We start from the raw sequence: 19,018 nt of genomic DNA, 5'->3' as shown, positions 1-19,018 counted from the left end.
CAGTTCAGCTCGGAGCCGCGCAACTGGTAGCCCGGGTAGAGAAGTTCGCCGTGCTCGTCGGTGGGGCGACCACCGCGCCTTCGTCGTTTCCGGCGGGGTTTTCCGCGGCCGGGATGACACGCCGCTGAACGGAGCATCCAGCGGGTAATCGGGTCATCTGCTCCTAGCCTTCCAAATGTGACAAAACGCCATATCACATACCTCACCTGTGCCGCCGCCCTGTGCGGCTCGCTCCTCGGCGCCGCTCCGGCGTCCTCCGCTCACCGCACCCTGGTGGTGTATCCGGGTGAGTCGATCCAGAAGGCCGTGAACGCCGCCGGGTCCGGCGACACCGTCCTCCTGCAGGCCGGCACGTACCACGAGAGCGTCAAGATGACCACGCCTGGACTCACCCTGCGCGGTGTGGGCCCGGCCACCGTGCTCCAGCCGGCCAAGAAGGCGAAGAGCACCACGAAGAAGGCCGCCCAGAAGTCCTGCGCCGAGATGGGCAACGGCATCTGCGTGGTCGGCGCCAAGAGCCGGCCCGTCGAGGACGTCACCGTCGCCTGGATGACCGTGACCGGGTTCTCCCGGGCCGGCGTCATGGCCGTCGGCGCCGCCAACCTGAACGTGCACGGCGTGGCCGCCGTGAAGAACGGGCTGTGGGGCCTCGCCGAGGAGCGCTCGGTGCACAGCGCCTACCGGAACAACGTCGCCCGGAGCAACGGCGACGCGGGCCTGTTCCTCGCCAACTCCATCACGACGGAGAAGGGCGCCACCGACACCGACGGCACGGTGGTCGACCACAACCTCCTGGAGAAGAACCGGATCGGCGTCACCGTGCGCCGGCTGCGCAACCTGACCGTCTCGGACAACTCGGTCACCGGAAACTGCGCGGGCGTGCTCGTCGTCGGTGACGAGAACAAGCCGAAGGCCGGTCGTCTGACCATCGCCGACAACCAGATCGTGAAGAACAACAAGTACTGCAAGAAGACCGCCCGGCTGGCCTTCCTGCAGGGCTCCGGCATCGTGCTGACCGGCGCCGAGAACACCCTGGTGACCGGGAACGTGATCACCGGCAACTCCGGCAAGTCCCCGCTGTCGGGCGGTGTCGTGCTGTACAGGAGCTTCGTGGGCGCCACCAGCGACAAGAACCAGATCACCCGCAACAAACTGTCGGGCAACGCCCCCGCCGACCTGATCAACCAGGAAGCCACCAAGCGCGGCAACACCTTCAGGGAAAACACCTGCAAGAAGTCCAAGCCCGCCGGTCTGTGCTGACCTGACGGCCGTACGACACCCCCAGAAGGAAGGAAGGCGCCACATGACCGCACCAGCACGCGACCTCCCGGCGGCGCCGCAGGCGGCGCAGGCGCAGGCCGCACCGCCGCCGTCGATGCGGCTGCGCGAGCTCGTGTTCGGGGCGGCCTGTGCCGCCGCCGTCCGCGCGGCCGCCCGGCTGCGCGTCGCCGACGCGCTCGGGGACGCCCCGATGACCGTGGAGAGCCTGGCCTCCGCGGTGAAGACCGACCCCAGGCCGCTGGGCCGGCTGCTGCGCGCCCTGTCCTGCTACGGCGTCTTCGCCGAGCGGCCGGACGGGACGTTCGCCCACACCGAGACCTCCCGGCTGCTGCGCGAGGACGACCCGCACAGCCTGCGCTACATCGCCCTGTGGTGCACCGAACCATGGACCTGGGACGCCTGGCCGAAGCTCGACGAGGCCGTGCGCAGCGGCCGTAACGTCGTCGAGGACCTCTACGGCAAGGAGTTCTTCGTCTATCTCAACGAGGACGCGCCGGAGTCGGCGGACGTCTTCAACCGGGCGATGACCACCTCCAGCGAGCAGTCGGCCCGTGAGGTCGCCGCACTGCTCGACCTGTCGGGCTGCCGGTCGGTCGCGGACCTCGGCGGCGGCCAGGGGCATGTGGTGGCCTGTCTGCTGGACAAGTACCCGGCGATGAAGGGCTATCTGCTGGATCTCCCGAAGGTGGTGGAGAAGGCCCTGCCGCGGCTGCGCCCGGGCGGCGACCTGGAGGACCGGGCGCGCATCGTGCCGGGTGACATCCGGGAGGCCGTGCCGGTCGGCGCGGACGTCTACATCATCAAGAACATCCTGGAGTGGGACGACGAGTCCACCGCGCGGCTGCTCGCCAACGTGGTCGCGGCGGGCGGTCCGGGTGCCCGGGTCGTGGTCATCGAGAACCTCGTCGACGACACCCCGTCGATGCGGTTCAGCACCGCCATGGACCTGCTGCTGCTCCTGAACGTGGGCGGGGCCAAGCACACCACCGACAGCATGGTGCGCCGGCTGGCCGAGGCGGGGCTGAGCGTCAACGACATGCGGCCGGTCAACCCGTATCTGCACGCCTTCGAGTGCACGGTGCCCGCCTGAGGCGGGCACCGGACAGGCCGGTGCCGGACCCGCGTTCTGCGCGGGCCCGGCACCTTCGGCGTACGGCGGTACGACGGTTCACGCGCCGCCGTCGCGCTCCCAGAGGTAGAAGCGCTGGGCCATCGCGTCCTTCGGGGAGCGCCAGGTCTCCGGGTCGTACGCGCTGACGTACGCCTGGAGACGGTCGCTGACGCCCCTGAACTCGGGGTGCGAGGTGACCTTCGCGATGGCCGGTCCCGGCTCGCGCTCGGACTCGATGAGGTGCATGTACACATCACCGAACTGGAAGAGGCTGCGCCGGACCACCCCGACGAGGTGCGGCAGCTCTCCCCGGTCGGACTCCGCGAACACCTTCGCGATGTCGGGGGCGGAGCCCGGTGCCATACGGGCGACGATCAGGGCCTGGTGCACGGTGTCTCTCCTGTCGTCCGGCTCAGTCGGCCAGGGCCGGGTCGGGGCGCCGTCCGGTGGCCGCCTTCTCGATCCTGTCGCGGATCAGGGCCATCTGGAGCTTGGAGTTCTTGTTGATGTTGTCGGTCATCCAGTCGTCGTCGACGGGGGCTTCCGGCTTCATCGCGAAGTCCTGGACCCAGACCATCCGGGTGCCGGCCGGCACTTCCTCGTACTGCCAGCGGATGTTCATGTGCGCGAAGGGGCCGGTCTCCACCCGGCGGGCCCGCACGCACAGGTTGGGGCGGTCGGTCTCGCGCTCGGAGACCCAGCTCCACACCTTGCCGTTCTCGTCGGGGTGCATGGTCAGCCGGAAGGTGACCTTGTCGCCCTCCTCGGAGAGGATCTCGGCGCTGGCGTACTCGCTGAACAGCTGAGGCCAGTTGGCCACGTCGTTGGTCATGTCCCAGACCAGGTCGACGGGCGCGGCGATGGTGATCTCGTTCTGGGTGTGTCCGGTCATGTCAGGCTCCCGCGGGCATGGCGCTGTTGACGAGGTCGAGGAACTGGCGAGGGGTCTTGCACCGCTCGGCGTCCACCGGCATGGGCACGCCGTGCCGGTTCTCCAGCTCGCCGACGATGCCGAGCAGGCCGAGCGAGTCGACACCGAAGGCGTCGAAGCCGGTGTCGCACCGGTCCTGCAGGTCGGCCGGGGAGACGGTGACGCCGGCGGCCTTCTTCATGAGTTCGGACAGTTCGTCCAGGGTGATGCTCATAGGGACTCCTCCTTCTTGGCTGCTGGGCAGCTGGTTTTCTCCGGCTCACCCGGTCGCGCCGTGGCGCAGCACGAGTGCCGAGTTCGACCCCATGAGTCCCCGGCTGAGGACCAGCGCCGTGCGTGGTGCGGCGGCACGGGCGCTGCCCGTCACGAGATCGAGGTCGTGGCAGATGTCGTAGACACCCGGGGTCGGCGGGATCAGGCCGTGTTCCATGGCGAGCACCGCGGCGGCGGTGTCCAGGACGGGGGCCGCGCAGTACCCCCGGCCGATCCCGGCCTTGGGCGCGGTGACGGGCACCCGCCTGCCGTGCGCGCCGAGGACGTCGGTGATGGCCAGCGCCTCCGCCCGGTCGGCCGCCGGGACGCCGAGGGCGTCGGCGAAGACCACGTCGATCTCCTCCGGGGCGCAGCCGGCCTCGGCGAGGGCACCGCGGATCGCCTGGGCGAGCCCGGCCCTCGTCTCGGCCCAGCGGGAGGCGCCGGTGAAGGTGGACGCGTGGCCGTCGAGGGTGGCCCGCACCGGCAGCCCGCGCTCCCGGGCCGAGCCGACGTCCTCCACGACGAGCATGGCGCCGCCCTCGGCCGGCACGAATCCGCAGGCCTGCTTGGTGAACGGGCGGTAGGCGCGGCTCGGGTCGGTCTCCCGGCTGAGCTCCTCGTAGCCGAGCTGGCAGACCACCGAGTACGGAGCTATCGGCGCCTCGGTGGAGCCGGCCACGATGACGTCCGTGCCGCGCCGCACCGCTCGGGCGGCGTGTGCCAGGGCGTCCAGGCCGCCGGCCTCGTCGGCGGCGACCACCGAGCAGGGTCCCTTGAAGCCGCGCCGGATGGAGATCTGGCCGGTGCTGGCCGCGTAGAACCAGGCGATGGACTGGTAGGGGCCGACGAACCGGCTGCCCTTGCCCCACAGCTGCTGGAGCTCGCGCTGGCCGAACTCGCCGCCGCCGGAGCCGGCCGCGGTGACCACTCCGATGTCGAACGGCGAGCCCTCGGTGTCGCCGCGGCCGATCCGGGCGTCTTCGAGAGCCAGGTCGGCCGCGGCCATCGCGAAGTGCGTGAAGCGGTCGGTCTGGACGATGAGGCGTTCCTCGACGGCGGCCGCCGGGTCGAAGTCGCGGACTTCTCCGGCCACCTTCATGGGCAGGTGCTCGCAGCCGTCGCGGGTCACCTTGTCGAGGACGTTGCGTCCCTCCTGGACGGATTTCCAGAAGGTCTCGGTGCTGGTTCCGTTGGGCGCGACGACACCGATGCCGGTGACGGCAGCCCGCCGAGGACGGGATCCGCTCATCGTGTCCTTCCTCTCGGCCGGGTCAGGATCACCGCGGACTGGAAGCCGCCGAACCCGCTGCCCACGGACAGGACGCCGCCCAGGGGCCGTTCGCGGGCGACCCGCGGCACGTAGTCGAGGTCGCACTCGGGGTCAGGGGTCTCGTAGTTCGCGGTGGGCGGGACGACCTGGTGGGCCAGGGCGAGCACGCAGGCGACGACCTCGATCGCGCCGATGGCGCCGAGCGAGTGGCCCACCATCGACTTGATGGAGCTCATGGGCGTGCTGTACGCGTGCTGTCCGAGCGCCTTCTTCACGGCCGCGGTCTCGTGGCGGTCGTTCTGCCGGGTGCCGGAGCCGTGCGCGTTGACGTAGTCGATGGCGGTGGGGTCGAGGCGGGCGTGGTCGAGGGCGGTCTCGATGGCCCGGGCCATCTCCAGGCCCTCGCTGGTGAGGCCGGTCATGTGGTAGGCGTTGCCGAAGGTGGCGTAGCCGTCGAGCTGGCAGTAGATGTGCGCGCCGCGGGCCTTGGCGTGCTCCAGCTCCTCCAGGACGAGCACCGCGCCGCCCTCGCCCATGACGAACCCGTCACGGCGGTTGTCGAAGGGGCGCGAGGCGTGCTCGGGGTCGTCGTTGTTCGAGGAGGTGGCCTTGATCGCGTCGAAGCAAGCCATGGTGATCGGGGAGATCGGGGAGTCCGAGGCACCGGCGATGCAGACGTCGGCGCGGCCCTCCTGCACGGTGTGGAAGGCGTAGCCGACGGCGTCCAGGCCCGAGGTGCAGCCGGTGGAGACGGTCTGCACCGGACCCTGGGCGCCGAAACGTTCCGCCACCGCGGAGGCGAGGGTGCTCGGCGAGAACGCCCGGTGCAGCTGGGACCCCGCTTGCCGGTGGTCCACGTCCCAGCGCTGGCCCCCGGCGCTCACCAGGACGTAGTCGTGCTCCAGACGGGTGGTGCCGCCGACCGCCGTGCCCAGGGAGACCCCGATGCGCCAGGGGTCCTCCCGGCCGAGGTCGAGACCGGAGTCCCGGACCGCCTCGTCACCGGCGACCAGGGCGAACTGTATGTAACGGTCCGCCCGCTCGATCTCCTCGGCGTCCAGGCCGTGCGCCGCCGGGTCGAAGTCGCACTCGGCGGCGATCCGCGACCTGAGGCCGGAGGGGTCGAAGAAGGTGATGCCGCGCGTCGCGGTCCGGCCGGCGGCGAGCAAGTCCCAGAACGCCGGTACGCCCACACCCCCCGGAGCCACGATGCCTATGCCCGTAACCGCCACGCGCCGGGTCACGACCGGACCTGCCCCACGGCGACGGCTTCCGTCTCCTCCGTGTCGACGTGACCCTGGCTCGGGCGCGGGGCCAGCGGGGCGAGGTGGAAGACGATCCGGGCCTCTGCATTGCCCACGTTGCGGAAGCGGTGGCGCATGTTGATGGGGATCATCAGCCCCTGCTCGGGCCGCAGCTGGTGCGGCTCGCCGTTCAGGTCGACTTCCATGTCACCGCAGACCACGTACACGAACTCCTCCGAGTACGGGTGGTAGTGCTCGGCGATGCGGTCGCCTGGCTGCACGATGGCCACACCCATGAAACCGCTGGTGGAACCCACCGTGGCCGGGGTGAGCATGGCGCGCACATCGCCGCCGCGCCGCGTGTTGGGCTCGACCTCGCTGAGGTCCACGATCTTCGGAATGGGCTTCATCACTGTTCCTCCGTGAGTGTGATCCGGCGGTGGTGGGGGTCAGGCGTCCGGCGAGCGGCGGTCGGTCAGGAGCCGCATCCGCACCGTGTCGCCGTCCAGCAGCGCGGTCAGCGCATGGGCCGGGGTGGCGTCCACGGGCGTGCCGGGCCGCTGCTCGACCAGCCGTACGACGACGTCGTCGCGCTGGAAGACCGTGCTGTGCAGCACCGGGCTCGCCGGGTCCTCGGCCGCGGCCTCGTCCTGCTGCGCGAGCAGCTCCGCGAGCCGCATCCCGCAGCCCGGGCGGACCGGGTAGTACAGCGCGTGGCGGTCGCCGTCGGCCAGCTCCTCGGCGCCGACGCGGTGCACGGCCGGCAGCGCCGCCCGGGTGAAGAACACCCGTGCGGATTCCGGGTCGTCGAGGTCGCGGTCCTGCTCCAGATAGGGGTTGATGGCCTCCTCGACGGCCCGCACCTCGGGCTGCCGGGCGACATGGCGCAGGGCGGCCATCAGGTCACCGCGCACCTCGATGGCCCGCACGACCCGGTTGCCGTGCATGAACAGGGAGGTGCGGCACAGGCGGGTGGAGGCGTCCACCTCCGCCTGGGGCGAGGCGTAGTCCGCCAGGATCTTCGCGACCTCGGCCTCGCTGCCCGGCCGTACCGTGAAGGTGAGCGCGTGGCGGATCACGCCGTCGCCCATCCGCGGCTCGGTCTGCAGGACGCGCACGGCGTCCGCCGCCGGCCCGCCGGTCTCGCGTACGACGTGGAAGCGCAGCGAACGGGTGTCGCGCACGCAGTTGTGCAGCGGCTTCACCATCTCCACGTGCTTCTCGCTGTTCACCCAGGCGAGGAACGGCGGGGCGCTCTCCCACTCGCTGGTGATCAGCCACTGCGAGGGGTTCTCGATCGACTGGCAGAGCTGGTCGCTGACGTGGCCGGGCACCTGGGCGACCTGGTTGCACAGCTGCTCGTAGGCCTCCAGGAACTGCTGCTCCGCGCCGTCGTAGACGTCCACCAGCAGGACGACCCGGAGCTGGGAGCCGTCGAAGACGGTCTGGGAGACCCGCTTCGACACCGGGCGGGTCAACTTTTCCGAAACCTGTTCCGAGATCGTCGTCATGCTTCGCACATCTCCTTCACGGGGGCAGCGGCCTACGCCTCCGCCGATGACGCGGCGTCAGCGCTTTTTGATCCTGTGCCGGTCCTCCGAAGCGCGCGACTCGCGTGAACCAGGTGGGTGATTGAGCACGCGGAACCCCTCCCGAGGGGCATGCAAGTTCCGACGCACCTGACGCACCACCACCCGCCCCTGGAGTGCCCGATGCAGCAGAGAACCGATCACCAGGTCCCCGTCCTCGTCGTGGGCGGCTCCCTCGTGGGCCTGTCCATGTCCCTCTTCCTGGGCCGTCTAGGCGTCCGCCACATGCTCGTCGAACGGCACTCCGGGACCTCGATCCACCCACGCGGCCGGGGCAACAACGTGCGGACGATGGAGCTGTTTCGGAAAGCCGGCATCGAGTCCGACATCAGGTCCGCCGCCTCACTCCTCGCCGAGAACCACGGCATCGTGCAGACCCCGACCCTGGTCGGCGACGCCGGCGAGTGGCTGTTCAAGGAGATCGACCCGGGAGGCGGACTCGCGAAGTCCAGCCCTACGGGTTGGTGCCTGTGCAGCCAGAACGACCTGGAGCCGGTGCTTCGCCAGGCGGCCGAATCCCTCACCGGCGACCTGCGCTACTTCCACGAGATGGAGTCCTTCGAACAGGGCCCCGAAGGAGTGACGGCGTACATCCGCGACCGTGACTCCGACCGGATGTACACCGTCCGAGCGGACTACCTGGTCGCCGCCGACGGCCCGCGCAGCCCGGTCCGGGGCCGGCTCGGCATCGGCCAGACGGGTCCCGGCGACCTGTTCGCCAACGTCAGCATCACCTTCCGTTCGAAGCTGCTCGCGGACACCGTCGGGGACCGCCGCTTCATCTGCTGCTACCTCACCGACTCAGAGGCCGACGGCGCGCTGCTGCCCGTCGACAACAAGGAGCGCTGGGTCTTCCACGCCCCGTGGCACCCCGAACGCGGCGAAACCCTCGACGAGTTCACCGAGGAACGCCTCACCCGGCACATCCGCCGGGCCGTCGGCGTCCCCGACCTCGACGTCGAGGTCACCGGCCGGGCCTCCTGGCGGGCCGCCGAACGGGTCGCCGAACGGTATGCGTCCGGGCGGGTCTTCCTGGCGGGCGACTCCGCGCACGAGATGTCCCCGACCGGCGCGTTCGGCTCCAACACCGGCATCCAGGACGCCCACAACCTGGCGTGGAAGCTGGCGGCCGTCCTCGACGGCTGGGCCGGCCCCGGGCTGCTGGAGTCCTACGACACCGAGCGCCGCCCGGTCGCCCTCGCCACCAGCGCCCGCGCCTCGGCCCGCTCGGTGGAACACAGCCACCCGGGCTTCGCGCCCGCGCCCGGCATCGGCGCCGGAAAACGCGCCGGCATCCTCAACGTCGTCCTCGGCTACCGGTACCTGAAGGGCGCGGTCGTCGGCGCCGACCTCGGTCAGCCGGTCGTACCCGATGGGATGAACCTGACCGGCCAGCCGGGCAGCCGGGCCCCCCACCTGTGGCTGCGCCGCGCGGACGAACGGCTCTCGACGCTCGACCTGTACGAGCGGTCCCTGGTGCTGCTCAGCGACGCGGGCTCGGTGGCGGGCGGGGTGTGGCATGCGGCCGCCCGCCGGATCGCCGACACGGAGAGGCTACGACTGGACACGTACCGGATCGGGGCGGCGGGCGATCTTGCGTACGACGGGGAGGCCACCGACTGGGCCGCGGCGCACGGCACGACGGCGGACGGCGCGGTGCTGGTACGGCCGGACGGGTTCGTGGCGTGGCGCTCGGAGGGCGCGGTGCCCGACCCGGAGGGAGAGCTGAGGGACGTGCTGACGCGGGTGCTGCGGAGGAGGTGAGCCGGAGTGGGGGCTGGCGAGGGGGGTGTGTCCGCTCACCGGCGCCGGCGGGGTGCCGCCCGCGCCCACCCGTGCCGCCCTGGGGGCACCTCCCAGGCCTTTAAGGCACTGGGGGAGGCACGACTGCCCGCGGCTGAAGCGCCCCTTTAGGGGCGCGGGGAACTGCGCGACCAGCACCCGCCGGGCCGCAGCCGCCGACGAAGCAGAACCCGGCAGACCACTGGGCGACGTAGCCCAGCCCTCGCCTCAGATACGGACCTCTACCGTCTTCGCCAGCCGGTCGTGCAGCCCCCTGCCGTCCCGGTCCCACACCAGCGCCGGGACCGCGAGGCACAACAGCACCGTGCGGACCAGCGCGCGCAACGGCTGCACCCGCCCCGTCCCGACGCCGACCACCCGCAGCCGGAACAGCCGCTTACCCGGCGTGAAGCCGACCGTACCGACGGTCAGGATCTCCAGGATGAAGAAGACGAGGAGCGCCCAGTTGCTGGTGGCCGGGCTGTAGCCGTCGGTGATCAGGCCGTATGCGATCAACACGCACAGCGCCCAGTCCACGACCAGCGCGCCGAGCCGCCGGCCCGGGCGGGCGATGGAGCCCGGCCCGTCCTCCGGCAGACCGAGCTGCTCGCCCCTGTACCCGAACTCCGCACCGGCCTCTTCCATGGCCGCCCGGGGCCCCGAGAGCCACGATCCCATTGCTTGCCTGTTGTCCACCCGCCCACGGTACTGCCCGGGCAAACGGCCGGGGTCCGGCGGGGTGCCCTGGGGCTACCGTGGAACAAGGCCGGTTAACTTCAGCGAAACAAATGGGTCACGCCCGAGAAATCACCCGTCCCTAGGGTCGAGGACAGCGTGTGCCACCGCACTGGCCGCACGAACGAACTACCACCCCGGCACGGGAACGGCCGGGAGTAGGAGGAGCTGGATGTTCCAGAACGCCGACGAGGCCAAGAAGTTCATCGCGGACGAGGACGTCAAGTTCGTCGATGTCCGGTTCTGCGACCTGCCGGGCGTCATGCAGCACTTCACGGTGCCCGTCGAGGCGTTCGACCCGGATGACGAGCTCGCCTTCGACGGATCCTCGATCCGCGGTTTCCAGGCGATCCACGAGTCCGACATGGCGCTGCGCGCGGACCTGTCGACCGCCCGGGTCGACGCCTTCCGCCGCGACAAGACGCTCAACATCAACTTCTTCATCCACGACCCGATCACGGGCGAGCAGTACTCCCGTGACCCGCGCAACGTGGCGAAGAAGGCGGAGGCGTACCTCGCGTCGACCGGTATCGCGGACACCGCGTACTTCGGCCCCGAGGCCGAGTTCTACGTCTTCGACTCCGTCCGCTTCGCGACCACCGCGAACGAGTCCTTCTACCACATCGACTCCGAGGCGGGTGCCTGGAACACCGGCGCCCTGGAGGACAACCGTGGTTACAAGGTCCGCTACAAGGGCGGCTACTTCCCGGTCCCGCCGGTCGACCACTTCGCCGACCTGCGCGCCGAGATCTCCCTGGAGCTGGACAAGGCCGGCCTGAAGGTCGAGCGCCAGCACCACGAGGTGGGCACCGCCGGCCAGGCGGAGATCAACTACAAGTTCAACACGCTGCTCGCCGCGGCCGACGACCTGCAGCTCTTCAAGTACATCGTGAAGAACGTGGCCTGGCGCAACGGCAAGACCGCGACCTTCATGCCGAAGCCGATCTTCGGTGACAACGGCTCGGGCATGCACGTGCACCAGTCGCTGTGGGCCAACGGCGACCCGCTGTTCTACGACGAGGCCGGCTACGCGGGCCTGTCGGACACCGCCCGCTACTACATCGGCGGCATCCTGAAGCACGCCCCGTCGCTGCTGGCCTTCACCAACCCCACCGTGAACTCGTACCACCGCCTCGTGCCCGGCTTCGAGGCCCCGGTGAACCTGGTGTACTCGCAGCGCAACCGCTCGGCTGCGATGCGTATCCCGATCACGGGTTCCAACCCGAAGGCCAAGCGCGTCGAGTTCCGCGCGCCCGACTCCTCCGGCAACCCGTACCTCGCCTTCTCGGCCCTGCTCCTCGCGGGTCTGGACGGCATCAAGAACAAGATCGAGCCTGCCGAGCCGATCGACAAGGACCTCTACGAGCTGGCCCCCGAGGAGCACGCGGGTGTCCCGCAGGTCCCGACCTCCCTCCCGGCCGTCCTCGACTCCCTGGAGCGCGACCACGAGTTCCTGCTCGCCGGTGACGTCTTCACGTCCGACCTGATCGAGACGTGGATCGACTTCAAGCGCACCAACGAGATCGCCCCGCTGCAGCTGCGCCCGCACCCGCACGAGTTCGAGCTGTACTTCGACGTGTGATATCGCCCCAGGTCAGAGCGGGTATCCGCTCCCCTGAGCCGTGTGTGGGCCGTCGGCCGTGTTCTTCCTCGCTGGAAGGGCGCGGCCGACGGCCTGTTTCGGGCCCGCGCCGCGGGCTGTCCTGTGGAAGCGAAGGGACCGATCGTCCGGGTGCGGGGACGATCCCGGGGGATCCGCCTCGCATGACCAGCTGCCGCTACCACCTGTTGCTCGCCTCCGGCGGTCGGCCAGTGCAGCACGGCTGGTGGCAGAGCGAAGCGACCGCCCGACGGAAGTTCGTCGGCTGGGTCGGCGACTTGGGTTGACAGTCTCCGCAGATGATGCACCGAGGGGCACCCCCGCACAGGGTGCCGCCCCTCTGCTTACGTGCCGGGGTCCGTCGTTGATCAGTCCGAAGCAAGCAACCAGGCGGAGTCCGCAACCACTACGCGCTGAAAGGCCGCCATTCGGCCAGCGCGTCCATCGCCGCCCAGAAAGGGTCACCGCAGCCGCACTGCGAGATGTTCGCCGTGAAGGATCCGCTGTTGTCGGAGAAGAAGTCGTCGTTCACCGCGAGGTACAGCTCACCGCGACCCACCAGCGTCGTCGGTCCCGCCCCGATGTACTGCCACGGCCCGTTCCCGATCCGGCCGATCAGCGACCATTTGGGCACGCCCTGCAGGACGAACCCCGGCCCCGCGGTCGTCGTGGTGTCACCTTGCGGCCCGTACGTCACTTGCGTGCCATAGACCCCGATCGCCCCGGTCGCCGTGACCGTAACGGAGCGGCGCACGCACACGCCCGTGTCGACCTCGTGCGTGGCCCCGGGGAAGCCGGTGGGACCGGCCTGCGCCGGGACCTGGACGGTCGCACTCGGGACCGTCTGCTGCATGATCGGGCACGCGGGCCCGCCGGATCCGCGCTCGGCCGCCACGGCGGAGCCGGGGCCCACGACCAGCGCAAGCGTCATCGCAGCGGAGGCGCACAGCCATCTGCGGTCGCTGACTGCCCCTGCGATTGCCTTCAGACGTGCTCTTGCATTCATCTTCGCCAAGCCCTTTCGTCTTCATGGGCTGCCACGGCACTCTCCCGGCCGCTGCCCTGGCCGACGGACGTACGGCCGGTCGGCGCCGCACGCACGGCGGACCCGACAAGTGAGGTCAGCAACGCACACCGCCAGCCTCCCCAGTACGGCACGGCAAACGATCAAGGCGGCGCATGGCTCCACGAAAGCGCCCACCAATCAGCCGAACGGCGGAGCCACCGCGGCCGGCCCGGGCAGGTCGGGCGCGTGGGCCCCCGGTGTGCCTTGGGCCAGTAGCACTTGCTTGACCTCGGGCCGGGCTTCTCCTCGTGACGTCCCGCCGAGTCAATCCACTGCTCCTGCGGCCGTCCTCTGGCCAACATAGGCCGGACCGAGTGACTCAACCTTTCTAAGATGCAGGTCAAAGCCTGTCTGGCCTCGCGAATCAGGCTGGTCTTGAAAACCGCCGTAGCCCCCGCTGGGCCGTCTATGGGCCGTCCGACGTTGGCCGGCGGCGACCAACAACGACAGACAACGACAACGTTCCGGCTGGTCAGAGCGTCCTTGCGAACAGGGCTCCGAGGTAGCGTCGCTACAACTTCTTCGACGTGTGACAGGCGCTGTTCCTGGCCCTCGACGCCCCCGTTCCTGCTTTCTCAGGGCGGGGGCGCCGTCGTATCGTACGTGTGTACTCATGTTCGAGACGGGGGGAACCGTGATGTCCCAACAGGATGGCGAAGAGCGGGAGTTCGACCTGCGGTGGGCCGAGCAGGCGGAGCACAGGGAGCCGTCCGCGCGGGCCCGGATGCTGGCCGCACGCTGGAAGGAGAACCCACCGGACCCGGCGCCGTTCCGGGCGGATCCCGGGCCGGTGGAGCCTCGGCGGTCGTCGTGGGTGTCTACGGCTCTGGTATTGGGGTGTGTGGCGGCGGTGATCGTGCTGCTGGGGTATCTGCAGACCCGCTCGCCGTACTAGGGCGCCTCGACGTGCGCAACGATCGGCGTCTCCGCCGCCTCGTGGCGGACGGGACCGTCTGGTACTGGACCGTCCGGCAGCGGGTGAGACCTGACTACGCCGACTGCCGTCTGACGCTCTCCTTCTTCATGGAGGCGCCGACGCAGGGCGCTCGACGCCGGCTGTCCCTGGTCTTCGCCCCAGCGGCGGACAGAATCGTTTCCAACACGTACTTCGAGGCGGGCACGGTCATACGCCTCCCCGACCGCAACTGGCTGAACCTCTACGAGCCGGGAACGGCTCGGAGTCTGCTCGAGGCCGCGGCGCCTGTTCCGGACATCCGGCCGCTGGAACAGAACCTCGAAGTGGATGGCTGGCCCTACTTCGCCGAGGTCGTGGACCAGTCCGATGCCGCTGGGTGACGGGCCCTGGGCCGGGCCTCGGTTCGCACAGGGAGCCTTTGCCGCGACTAGGGACGTTCGGGACCGCCTCATTGCCCCCGGCAGGTGCACACTGGACAGCGGGACGAGTGCCTGACTGCGGGGTGATTGCAGATGCAGAGCCGCTTCCGGCGCGACCGGCGGCTGACCGTACGAATGACGGTCACGCTGTTCTTGCTCGGGTTGTTGTACGTGGGCTTCGTTGCCGCGTTGATCGTGTTGCTGAAGTCGTGGCTGCTGGTCGTCGTACTGGTGGGCGCGATGTTCGTGGCGCAGTTCTGGTTCTCCGACCGGATCGCGATGTTCGCCATGCGCGGGCGGGTCGTGGAGCGGGAGGAGTATCCCGAGCTGCATGCGGTGGTGGACCGGCTGTGTGCCATCGCCGACATGCCGAAACCCGTGGTCGCGGTGTCCGAGATGGATATGCCGAACGCGTTCGCCACCGGGCGGAATCCCGATCATGCCGTGGTCTGTGTGACCACGGGGCTGCTGCGGCGGCTGGAGCCCGCGGAGCTGGAGGGTGTGCTCGCGCACGAGCTGTCGCACGTGGCGCACAAGGACGTCGCCGTGATCACGGTCGCGTCCTTCCTGGGTGTGATCGCGGGGCTGATCGTGCGGTTCGCCTTCTATTCGCAGATCTTCGGCGGGGGCAGGCGGGACCAGAACACCGCGGCCGTGTTCGCCGTCGTCATCGGGGTCTCCGCGGCCGTGTACGCGATCAGCTTCCTGCTGATCAGGGCCCTGTCCCGGTACCGGGAGCTGGCCGCCGACCGGGCGGCCGCCCATCTCACCGGCCGGCCCTCCGCGCTGGCGTCGGCACTCACCAAGGTCTCCGGTGACATCGCCCGGATCCCGACCAAGGACCTGCGTACGGCCCAGGCCTTCAACGCGTTCTACTTCACCCCGGCGACCGGCAAGGAGCCCGGCATCGAGCGCTTCTTCTCCACCCACCCGACCCTGGAAGCGCGGCTTGAGCAGCTGGGGCGGATCTCGGCGGAGCTGGGTGAGGCGGCGACGCCCGGGAAGGCCGGGTGAGCATGGGGTTCCTGGACATCCTGCTCGGCCGGACCAGGCCCGTCGCCCCCGACCTCGACCAGCTGTTTGCACTGCCGTCGGCGGCGGTGACCCTGGAGGCGGCGGCCGGGTTCACACCGACCGGCGTGGGCGCGGTGTGCTTCGCCACCGTGGAGGGCGCGGCCTTCGAACAGACCCACCGGGAGGTCCAGGCGCTCCTCGACGCGGACGCCGATCGCAACGGCTCTCCGGTCGAGCTGCATCAGGACGACTACGGCTACTCCTGGCTGGTCTCACGGCGCACCCCCGACCAGCTTCCGCAGCTCGTCAACGACCTGCACGCGGTGAACAGCTCGATGGAGGTCAACGGTTTCGGCCCGCAGCTGCTGTGTTCCCTGGCCTCCTTCGAGGACGAGCGCGGGCGCGGGCTCGCGCTCGTCTATCTCTACAAGCGGGCGACGTTCTACCCCTTCGCGCCACTGCCCGGATCCGGTGAACGGCGGGACAGCGCACTGGAGTTGCAGGTGAAGGCGGCCCTCGCGAACGACCTGAGGACCGAGCAGGACCTCAGCCGCTGGTTCCCGGTGTGGGGTGCCCCAGGCCTCTGACCGGCCGGGGACAGCGGCTTACTGGCCCTTCTCCCGCTTCTGACGCCGGAACTCCAGGGGGCGCTCGCGACGGTAGCGGCGCTCCCACTTGGCCTGGCGGTCACGGCGGTCGCGGTACGTCTTGTAGTCGTTCGGCGCGCCCCCTGCCCCGCCGGACGGACCGCCCGACGAGGATGCCGACGACGAGCCCCGCCCGTAGTGCACGTACAGGAAGAGCAGGGCGACGGCGGCGAGCCACCAGTTGTGGTTTCCGAATCCGAGGATGACCAGGACGACAGTCCCTGATAGGACGATGGTGCCCATGACGGGCCTCCGTGGCGTGGTGTGTGAGCGGTCGACGGATCCGACGGCACGCGGGGGACGGGCGGCCGTCCGTCGGTGCGTAGCAGAGTAGCCCCGAGTCTCCAGAGTGCGGTCGCACCTTCGGAAAGCGGTGGTGGACGGCTCCGCTACGCGTGTCCAGCGTAGGGATCCGGTCACCGGGTGTGCATCTCGTTTTCGGGAGCGACCGCGTGAGGGCGACCGCATGAGTGAATGTGCGGCATGGCTGAACTCACCGACTTCACCCACGAGTACGACGGCGAACTGCTCCGCGGGGTCCGGGCGGACGGCGCGGCCGGCCCGACCGTCGTCCTGCTGCACGGCGCGGGCAACGGCAGCGAGAAGCGACTACGGCCGCTGCTGGCGGAGTTCACCGGCCACGGCTGCCACACCCTGGCCTTCGACTTCTCGGGGCACGGCGAAAGCACCGGCGCACTGGGCGAGTTGAGCCTGCGCCGCCGCTACGAGCAGGCGACGGCGGTGATCGACACCCAGGTGCCGCCGGGCGGCCCCCTGATCCTGGTGGGGTTCAGCATGAGCGGCCAGACGGTCGCGGATCTCGTACGACGCTACGGCGAGCGCGTGTCGGCCATCGGCCTGTGCTCGCCGGCGGTGTACGCGCCGGACGCGTGGGACGTGACGTTCGGTGACGGGACCGGCCGGTTCACGGAGATCATCCGCACCCCGGACGCCTGGCGCAGGTCACCCGCGCTGGAGGTACTGCGGACGTACGAGGGCCGGGCGGTGCTCGCGGTCCCCGGCACGGACGCGGTGATCCCCCCGGCGGTGACCGCGGCCGTCCAGGACGCCCTGGCTGCCCGGTCCCGGTACACCCGCTTCGAACTCCCGGACGCCGAGCACCGGTTGGGTCTGTGGTTCCATGACCACGCCGAAGACCGGCGGGAGTTCGTGGCGCTGCTCCTGGAACGGCAGTTCTGACTCAGATCCCCTGCGCCGCCGTCAGCACGCCCGCCGTGACGGCCGCGTCGAGGGTGGCGTGGTCGGTGGTGGTCTGGTCGGCGTAGGCGAGGGCGAAGTCGGTGATCGCGTGGTCGAAGGTGTCGGTGCCGCCCAGGTAGGCGGCGATGGCGATGCGGTCACCGGAGCGGGCGTGGGCGCGTGCCAGGGTCATGCCGCACAGGGCGGCGTAGATGCGCAGGCACTTCGGGTCCATGGCGGCGATCTCGGCGGAGCCCTTCATGTCACGCAGCTGCCGCCAGTAGAAGGCGCGGCCCTGGGGGCCGGTCATCCAGCCGAGGAACATGTCCCCGGCGGCCTGCAGCAGCCGCTGCCCCGCGACGACCCGCTGGCCCGGGTGGGAGTACGGCCCGCTCGGCAGATGCTGCTCCAGTACGGACTTCCGGGCCTCCTTGATCTGCAGGAACAGCGGGTCGTCGGCGTCCCGGCCGGCCAGCAGCACGATGAAGCAGCGGGTGCCGACACTGCCGATGCCGACGACCTTGCGGGCCGCGTCGACGAAGCGGTAGCGGTCGAGGAGGAGCCGGCGCTCCTCGGTGAGGGTGGAGCGGTAGTCGCTGAAGATCTTGCGCAGCGAGGCCATGTCGGAGGCGCCGGCGGGTTCGATGAGCGGCGGGTCGCGGATGATGCGGCGCCGGCCGCCGACCACCTCGGTGAGCTTGCCGAGCGCATGCAGGCTGGTGCGGCGCCGGGCCCGGGTGAGGCTGTCCTCGGTCCGGTGCCGGCGGCGCGCGGAACCCACGAGGGACCTCAGGCCGTCGGCGTCGATCCGCTCGTACCAGACGGCGAGTTCCCCGAGCCCCGCCAGCCGCCGCATCGTCGTCCGGTAGGCGGCCGCCGCCGCCCGGGTCACCGCCCGCGCCCGCACCTCGCCGTGCCCGTTCTCCCGGGCGGCGACGGCGACCGAGGCGGCGAGCCGTTTGACGTCCCATTCGAAGGGCCCGGGGAACGTCTCGTCGAAATCGTCGAGGTCGAAGAGCAGGGTCCGCTCCGGGGAGGCGTAGAGCCCGAAGTTCAACAGGTGCGCGTCACCGCACAGCTGCACGGTGAGCCCGGTGTGCGGCTGGGCGGCCAGGTCCGCGGCCATGACGGCGGCAGCGCCGCGCAGGAACGCGAAGGGCGAGGCGGCCATCCGCCCGTACCGGATGGGCAGCAGCTCGGGCACCCGGTCACGACCCTGCCACTCCAGTACGGCGACGGGGTCGGGCCGGTCGACGGAGGGCAGCCAGAAGGCGTGCGCGGAGCGGGGTGCGCGCTTGCGGGCGGCCTTGCCACGGGCGGCACGCTCGGCGGGTGTGGGCATACGGCGCTCCCCTGTGTCGACTGCTCCCTTCGTCACCTGCTGATCGCAGTGAAGGGCGTACGAAGGGGGGTCCGCATGCCGGGACCAGCGAACGGGTGACGGTCGAGTGGGGGTCCGGGGCGGCAGCCGTCAGCGGCGAAGGCGCCGGGCACCGCGTCGAACACACGGCACCCGGCACCATCGGCTCAGCGCGAATATCGCATCAGCGCCCGCACCATGTGGCACGTCATGTCCGACGGCGGATGGACACCGATGCGCTCCGCCGTGCTCCGGATCGTCTCGTCGCGCGCCTGGTTGGGCAGGTAGACGCCGGAGTCGAGCAGGGCGATGGCGAGGCGCATGGCCTTGAGGCGGCGGTTGTGCGTGACGTACCACTCGCGTGGCCGCCCGGCCGGCAGCGGGCGCTTCTCCACCGGCGCGTAGGGCGAGTCGAGCAGGACGGCACGCTTCGCGGTGGACTGGGTCGGCAACGGCTTCGGCTTCAGTGCGGCAGCGGGCACAGGCATCCTCCTGTCGCGGTCAGAGTGCCCCCGGACATCCCGGCGACTCTCTCGAACACTGTGTCCAGTGTACCGGCCGCCACTGACAATCGGGATCCTGAACGATCCGTCAAAGC

General features: G+C 70.3%; 21 protein-coding genes. 9 read left to right on the top strand and 12 right to left on the bottom strand.

The genetic code is table 11. The annotated features are described in order from the left end of the window. Positions 1-177 precede the first annotated feature (177 nt). Together ABZ396_RS25870 and ABZ396_RS25865 are read left to right on the top strand one after the other, a co-directional pair. Positions 178-1,260: a right-handed parallel beta-helix repeat-containing protein gene (locus ABZ396_RS25870; RefSeq protein ID WP_358925619.1), complete on the top strand. Its 1,083-nt coding sequence runs from the start codon at positions 178-180 to the stop codon at positions 1,258-1,260. A gap of 115 nt (positions 1,261-1,375) precedes the next feature. Then, positions 1,376-2,371, top strand: a complete 996-nt coding sequence (locus ABZ396_RS25865) for a methyltransferase (RefSeq protein WP_358925670.1) — start codon at positions 1,376-1,378, stop codon at positions 2,369-2,371. A gap of 78 nt (positions 2,372-2,449) precedes the next feature. Here ABZ396_RS25865 and ABZ396_RS25860 read toward each other — a convergent pair whose 3' ends face one another. Genes ABZ396_RS25860 through ABZ396_RS25830 form a run of 7 tightly spaced genes read right to left on the bottom strand, consistent with a single transcriptional unit; the run spans position 2,450 to position 7,603 of the window. Further along, the gene (locus ABZ396_RS25860) at positions 2,450-2,782 is read right to left on the bottom strand and encodes a TcmI family type II polyketide cyclase (protein ID WP_358925621.1); all 333 of its coding nucleotides are present in this window, start codon (positions 2,780-2,782) and stop codon (positions 2,450-2,452) included. Between the two features lie 22 nt (positions 2,783-2,804). Further along, on the bottom strand, positions 2,805-3,284 hold the full coding sequence (locus tag ABZ396_RS25855; RefSeq protein ID WP_358925623.1) for an SRPBCC family protein: 480 nt from the start codon (positions 3,282-3,284) through the stop codon (positions 2,805-2,807). Between the two features lies 1 nt (position 3,285). After that, positions 3,286-3,537, bottom strand: a complete 252-nt coding sequence (locus tag ABZ396_RS25850; protein WP_358925625.1) for an acyl carrier protein — start codon at positions 3,535-3,537, stop codon at positions 3,286-3,288. 45 nt (positions 3,538-3,582) lie between these two features. Then, entirely contained in the window at positions 3,583-4,827 is a 1,245-nt protein-coding gene (locus tag ABZ396_RS25845; RefSeq protein WP_358925627.1) for a ketosynthase chain-length factor, read from the bottom strand. Next, positions 4,824-6,092: a beta-ketoacyl-[acyl-carrier-protein] synthase family protein gene (locus tag ABZ396_RS25840; RefSeq protein WP_358925629.1), complete on the bottom strand. Its 1,269-nt coding sequence runs from the start codon at positions 6,090-6,092 to the stop codon at positions 4,824-4,826. Before ABZ396_RS25840 ends, ABZ396_RS25845 begins: the two co-directional genes overlap by 4 nt. Beyond that, positions 6,089-6,502, bottom strand: coding sequence for a cupin domain-containing protein (locus ABZ396_RS25835; RefSeq protein WP_358925631.1), 414 nt, complete (start codon positions 6,500-6,502; stop codon positions 6,089-6,091). The genes ABZ396_RS25840 and ABZ396_RS25835 overlap by 4 nt, the downstream gene beginning before the upstream one ends. Before the next feature lie 39 nt (positions 6,503-6,541). Then, complete coding sequence (locus tag ABZ396_RS25830; RefSeq protein WP_358925633.1) at positions 6,542-7,603, bottom strand: SchA/CurD-like domain-containing protein; 1,062 nt, start codon at positions 7,601-7,603, stop codon at positions 6,542-6,544. A gap of 201 nt (positions 7,604-7,804) precedes the next feature. Between ABZ396_RS25830 and ABZ396_RS25825 the strand changes: the two genes are divergently transcribed. Next, positions 7,805-9,445 (top strand): FAD-dependent monooxygenase, encoded by a 1,641-nt coding sequence (locus ABZ396_RS25825; protein WP_358925635.1) that lies wholly within the window; start codon positions 7,805-7,807, stop codon positions 9,443-9,445. Positions 9,446-9,691: 246 nt separating this feature from the next. Here ABZ396_RS25825 and ABZ396_RS25820 read toward each other — a convergent pair whose 3' ends face one another. Next, on the bottom strand, positions 9,692-10,159 hold the full coding sequence (locus tag ABZ396_RS25820; RefSeq protein WP_358925637.1) for an RDD family protein: 468 nt from the start codon (positions 10,157-10,159) through the stop codon (positions 9,692-9,694). Between the two features lie 211 nt (positions 10,160-10,370). Between ABZ396_RS25820 and glnA the strand changes: the two genes are divergently transcribed. Next, positions 10,371-11,780, top strand: coding sequence for a type I glutamate--ammonia ligase (gene glnA, locus ABZ396_RS25815; RefSeq protein ID WP_352223348.1), 1,410 nt, complete (start codon positions 10,371-10,373; stop codon positions 11,778-11,780). Positions 11,781-12,204: 424 nt separating this feature from the next. On the opposite strand, the gene ABZ396_RS25810 is transcribed toward glnA, so the two are convergent. After that, positions 12,205-12,729 (bottom strand): hypothetical protein, encoded by a 525-nt coding sequence (locus ABZ396_RS25810; RefSeq protein WP_358925641.1) that lies wholly within the window; start codon positions 12,727-12,729, stop codon positions 12,205-12,207. A gap of 772 nt (positions 12,730-13,501) precedes the next feature. Here ABZ396_RS25810 and ABZ396_RS25805 point away from each other — a divergent pair. The 4 genes from ABZ396_RS25805 to ABZ396_RS25790 all read left to right on the top strand — a co-directional run bounded on the left by ABZ396_RS25805 (position 13,502) and on the right by ABZ396_RS25790 (position 15,800). Further along, positions 13,502-13,759: a hypothetical protein gene (locus ABZ396_RS25805; RefSeq protein ID WP_358925642.1), complete on the top strand. Its 258-nt coding sequence runs from the start codon at positions 13,502-13,504 to the stop codon at positions 13,757-13,759. 11 nt (positions 13,760-13,770) lie between these two features. Further along, complete coding sequence (locus tag ABZ396_RS25800; RefSeq protein ID WP_358925644.1) at positions 13,771-14,160, top strand: hypothetical protein; 390 nt, start codon at positions 13,771-13,773, stop codon at positions 14,158-14,160. A gap of 132 nt (positions 14,161-14,292) precedes the next feature. Next, positions 14,293-15,213 (top strand): zinc metalloprotease HtpX, encoded by a 921-nt coding sequence (gene htpX / locus ABZ396_RS25795; protein ID WP_358925646.1) that lies wholly within the window; start codon positions 14,293-14,295, stop codon positions 15,211-15,213. Between the two features lie 2 nt (positions 15,214-15,215). Beyond that, positions 15,216-15,800 (top strand): hypothetical protein, encoded by a 585-nt coding sequence (locus tag ABZ396_RS25790; protein ID WP_358925672.1) that lies wholly within the window; start codon positions 15,216-15,218, stop codon positions 15,798-15,800. An 18-nt stretch (positions 15,801-15,818) separates the two neighbouring features. Here the strand turns inward: ABZ396_RS25790 and ABZ396_RS25785 are convergent, their stop codons facing one another. Beyond that, positions 15,819-16,103 carry a hypothetical protein gene (locus ABZ396_RS25785; protein ID WP_358925648.1) on the bottom strand — a complete coding sequence of 95 codons (285 nt, stop codon included), beginning with the start codon at positions 16,101-16,103 and terminating at the stop codon, positions 15,819-15,821. A gap of 240 nt (positions 16,104-16,343) precedes the next feature. Between ABZ396_RS25785 and ABZ396_RS25780 the strand changes: the two genes are divergently transcribed. After that, complete coding sequence (locus ABZ396_RS25780) at positions 16,344-17,060, top strand: alpha/beta fold hydrolase (RefSeq protein ID WP_358925650.1); 717 nt, start codon at positions 16,344-16,346, stop codon at positions 17,058-17,060. Between the two features lies 1 nt (position 17,061). Here ABZ396_RS25780 and ABZ396_RS25775 read toward each other — a convergent pair whose 3' ends face one another. Both ABZ396_RS25775 and ABZ396_RS25770 read right to left on the bottom strand, forming a co-directional pair. Next, positions 17,062-18,402: a DUF2252 domain-containing protein gene (locus ABZ396_RS25775; protein WP_358925652.1), complete on the bottom strand. Its 1,341-nt coding sequence runs from the start codon at positions 18,400-18,402 to the stop codon at positions 17,062-17,064. 185 nt (positions 18,403-18,587) lie between these two features. Beyond that, positions 18,588-18,902, bottom strand: coding sequence for a hypothetical protein (locus ABZ396_RS25770; protein WP_358925654.1), 315 nt, complete (start codon positions 18,900-18,902; stop codon positions 18,588-18,590). Positions 18,903-19,018 lie beyond the last annotated feature (116 nt).

It is taken from the genome of Streptomyces sp. NPDC005866, from assembly GCF_040629895.1.
Classification (GTDB): domain Bacteria; phylum Actinomycetota; class Actinomycetes; order Streptomycetales; family Streptomycetaceae; genus Streptomyces.
Note: the sequence above shows the minus strand (reverse complement) of the source record. Positions and strands in the feature narration are given on the sequence as shown.

Excerpts from the sequence above, each read along its gene's own strand:
- ABZ396_RS25865 (WP_358925670.1), top strand. The coding sequence starts at position 1,376 with ATGCGGCTGCGCGAGCTCGTGTTCGGGGCGGCCTGTGCCGCCGCCGTC.
- ABZ396_RS25855 (WP_358925623.1), bottom strand. The coding sequence starts at position 3,284 with ATGACCGGACACACCCAGAACGAGATCACCATCGCCGCGCCCGTCGAC.
- ABZ396_RS25850 (WP_358925625.1), bottom strand. The coding sequence starts at position 3,537 with ATGAGCATCACCCTGGACGAACTGTCCGAACTCATGAAGAAGGCCGCC.
- ABZ396_RS25845 (WP_358925627.1), bottom strand. The coding sequence starts at position 4,827 with ATGAGCGGATCCCGTCCTCGGCGGGCTGCCGTCACCGGCATCGGTGTC.
- ABZ396_RS25835 (WP_358925631.1), bottom strand. The coding sequence starts at position 6,502 with ATGAAGCCCATTCCGAAGATCGTGGACCTCAGCGAGGTCGAGCCCAAC.
- ABZ396_RS25830 (WP_358925633.1), bottom strand. The coding sequence starts at position 7,603 with ATGACGACGATCTCGGAACAGGTTTCGGAAAAGTTGACCCGCCCGGTG.
- ABZ396_RS25825 (WP_358925635.1), top strand. The coding sequence starts at position 7,805 with ATGCAGCAGAGAACCGATCACCAGGTCCCCGTCCTCGTCGTGGGCGGC.
- glnA (WP_352223348.1), top strand. The coding sequence starts at position 10,371 with ATGTTCCAGAACGCCGACGAGGCCAAGAAGTTCATCGCGGACGAGGAC.
- ABZ396_RS25810 (WP_358925641.1), bottom strand. The coding sequence starts at position 12,729 with ATGACGCTTGCGCTGGTCGTGGGCCCCGGCTCCGCCGTGGCGGCCGAG.
- ABZ396_RS25805 (WP_358925642.1), top strand. The coding sequence starts at position 13,502 with ATGTCCCAACAGGATGGCGAAGAGCGGGAGTTCGACCTGCGGTGGGCC.
- htpX (WP_358925646.1), top strand. The coding sequence starts at position 14,293 with ATGCAGAGCCGCTTCCGGCGCGACCGGCGGCTGACCGTACGAATGACG.
- ABZ396_RS25790 (WP_358925672.1), top strand. The coding sequence starts at position 15,216 with ATGGGGTTCCTGGACATCCTGCTCGGCCGGACCAGGCCCGTCGCCCCC.
- ABZ396_RS25785 (WP_358925648.1), bottom strand. The coding sequence starts at position 16,103 with ATGGGCACCATCGTCCTATCAGGGACTGTCGTCCTGGTCATCCTCGGA.
- ABZ396_RS25780 (WP_358925650.1), top strand. The coding sequence starts at position 16,344 with ATGGCTGAACTCACCGACTTCACCCACGAGTACGACGGCGAACTGCTC.
- ABZ396_RS25775 (WP_358925652.1), bottom strand. The coding sequence starts at position 18,402 with ATGCCCACACCCGCCGAGCGTGCCGCCCGTGGCAAGGCCGCCCGCAAG.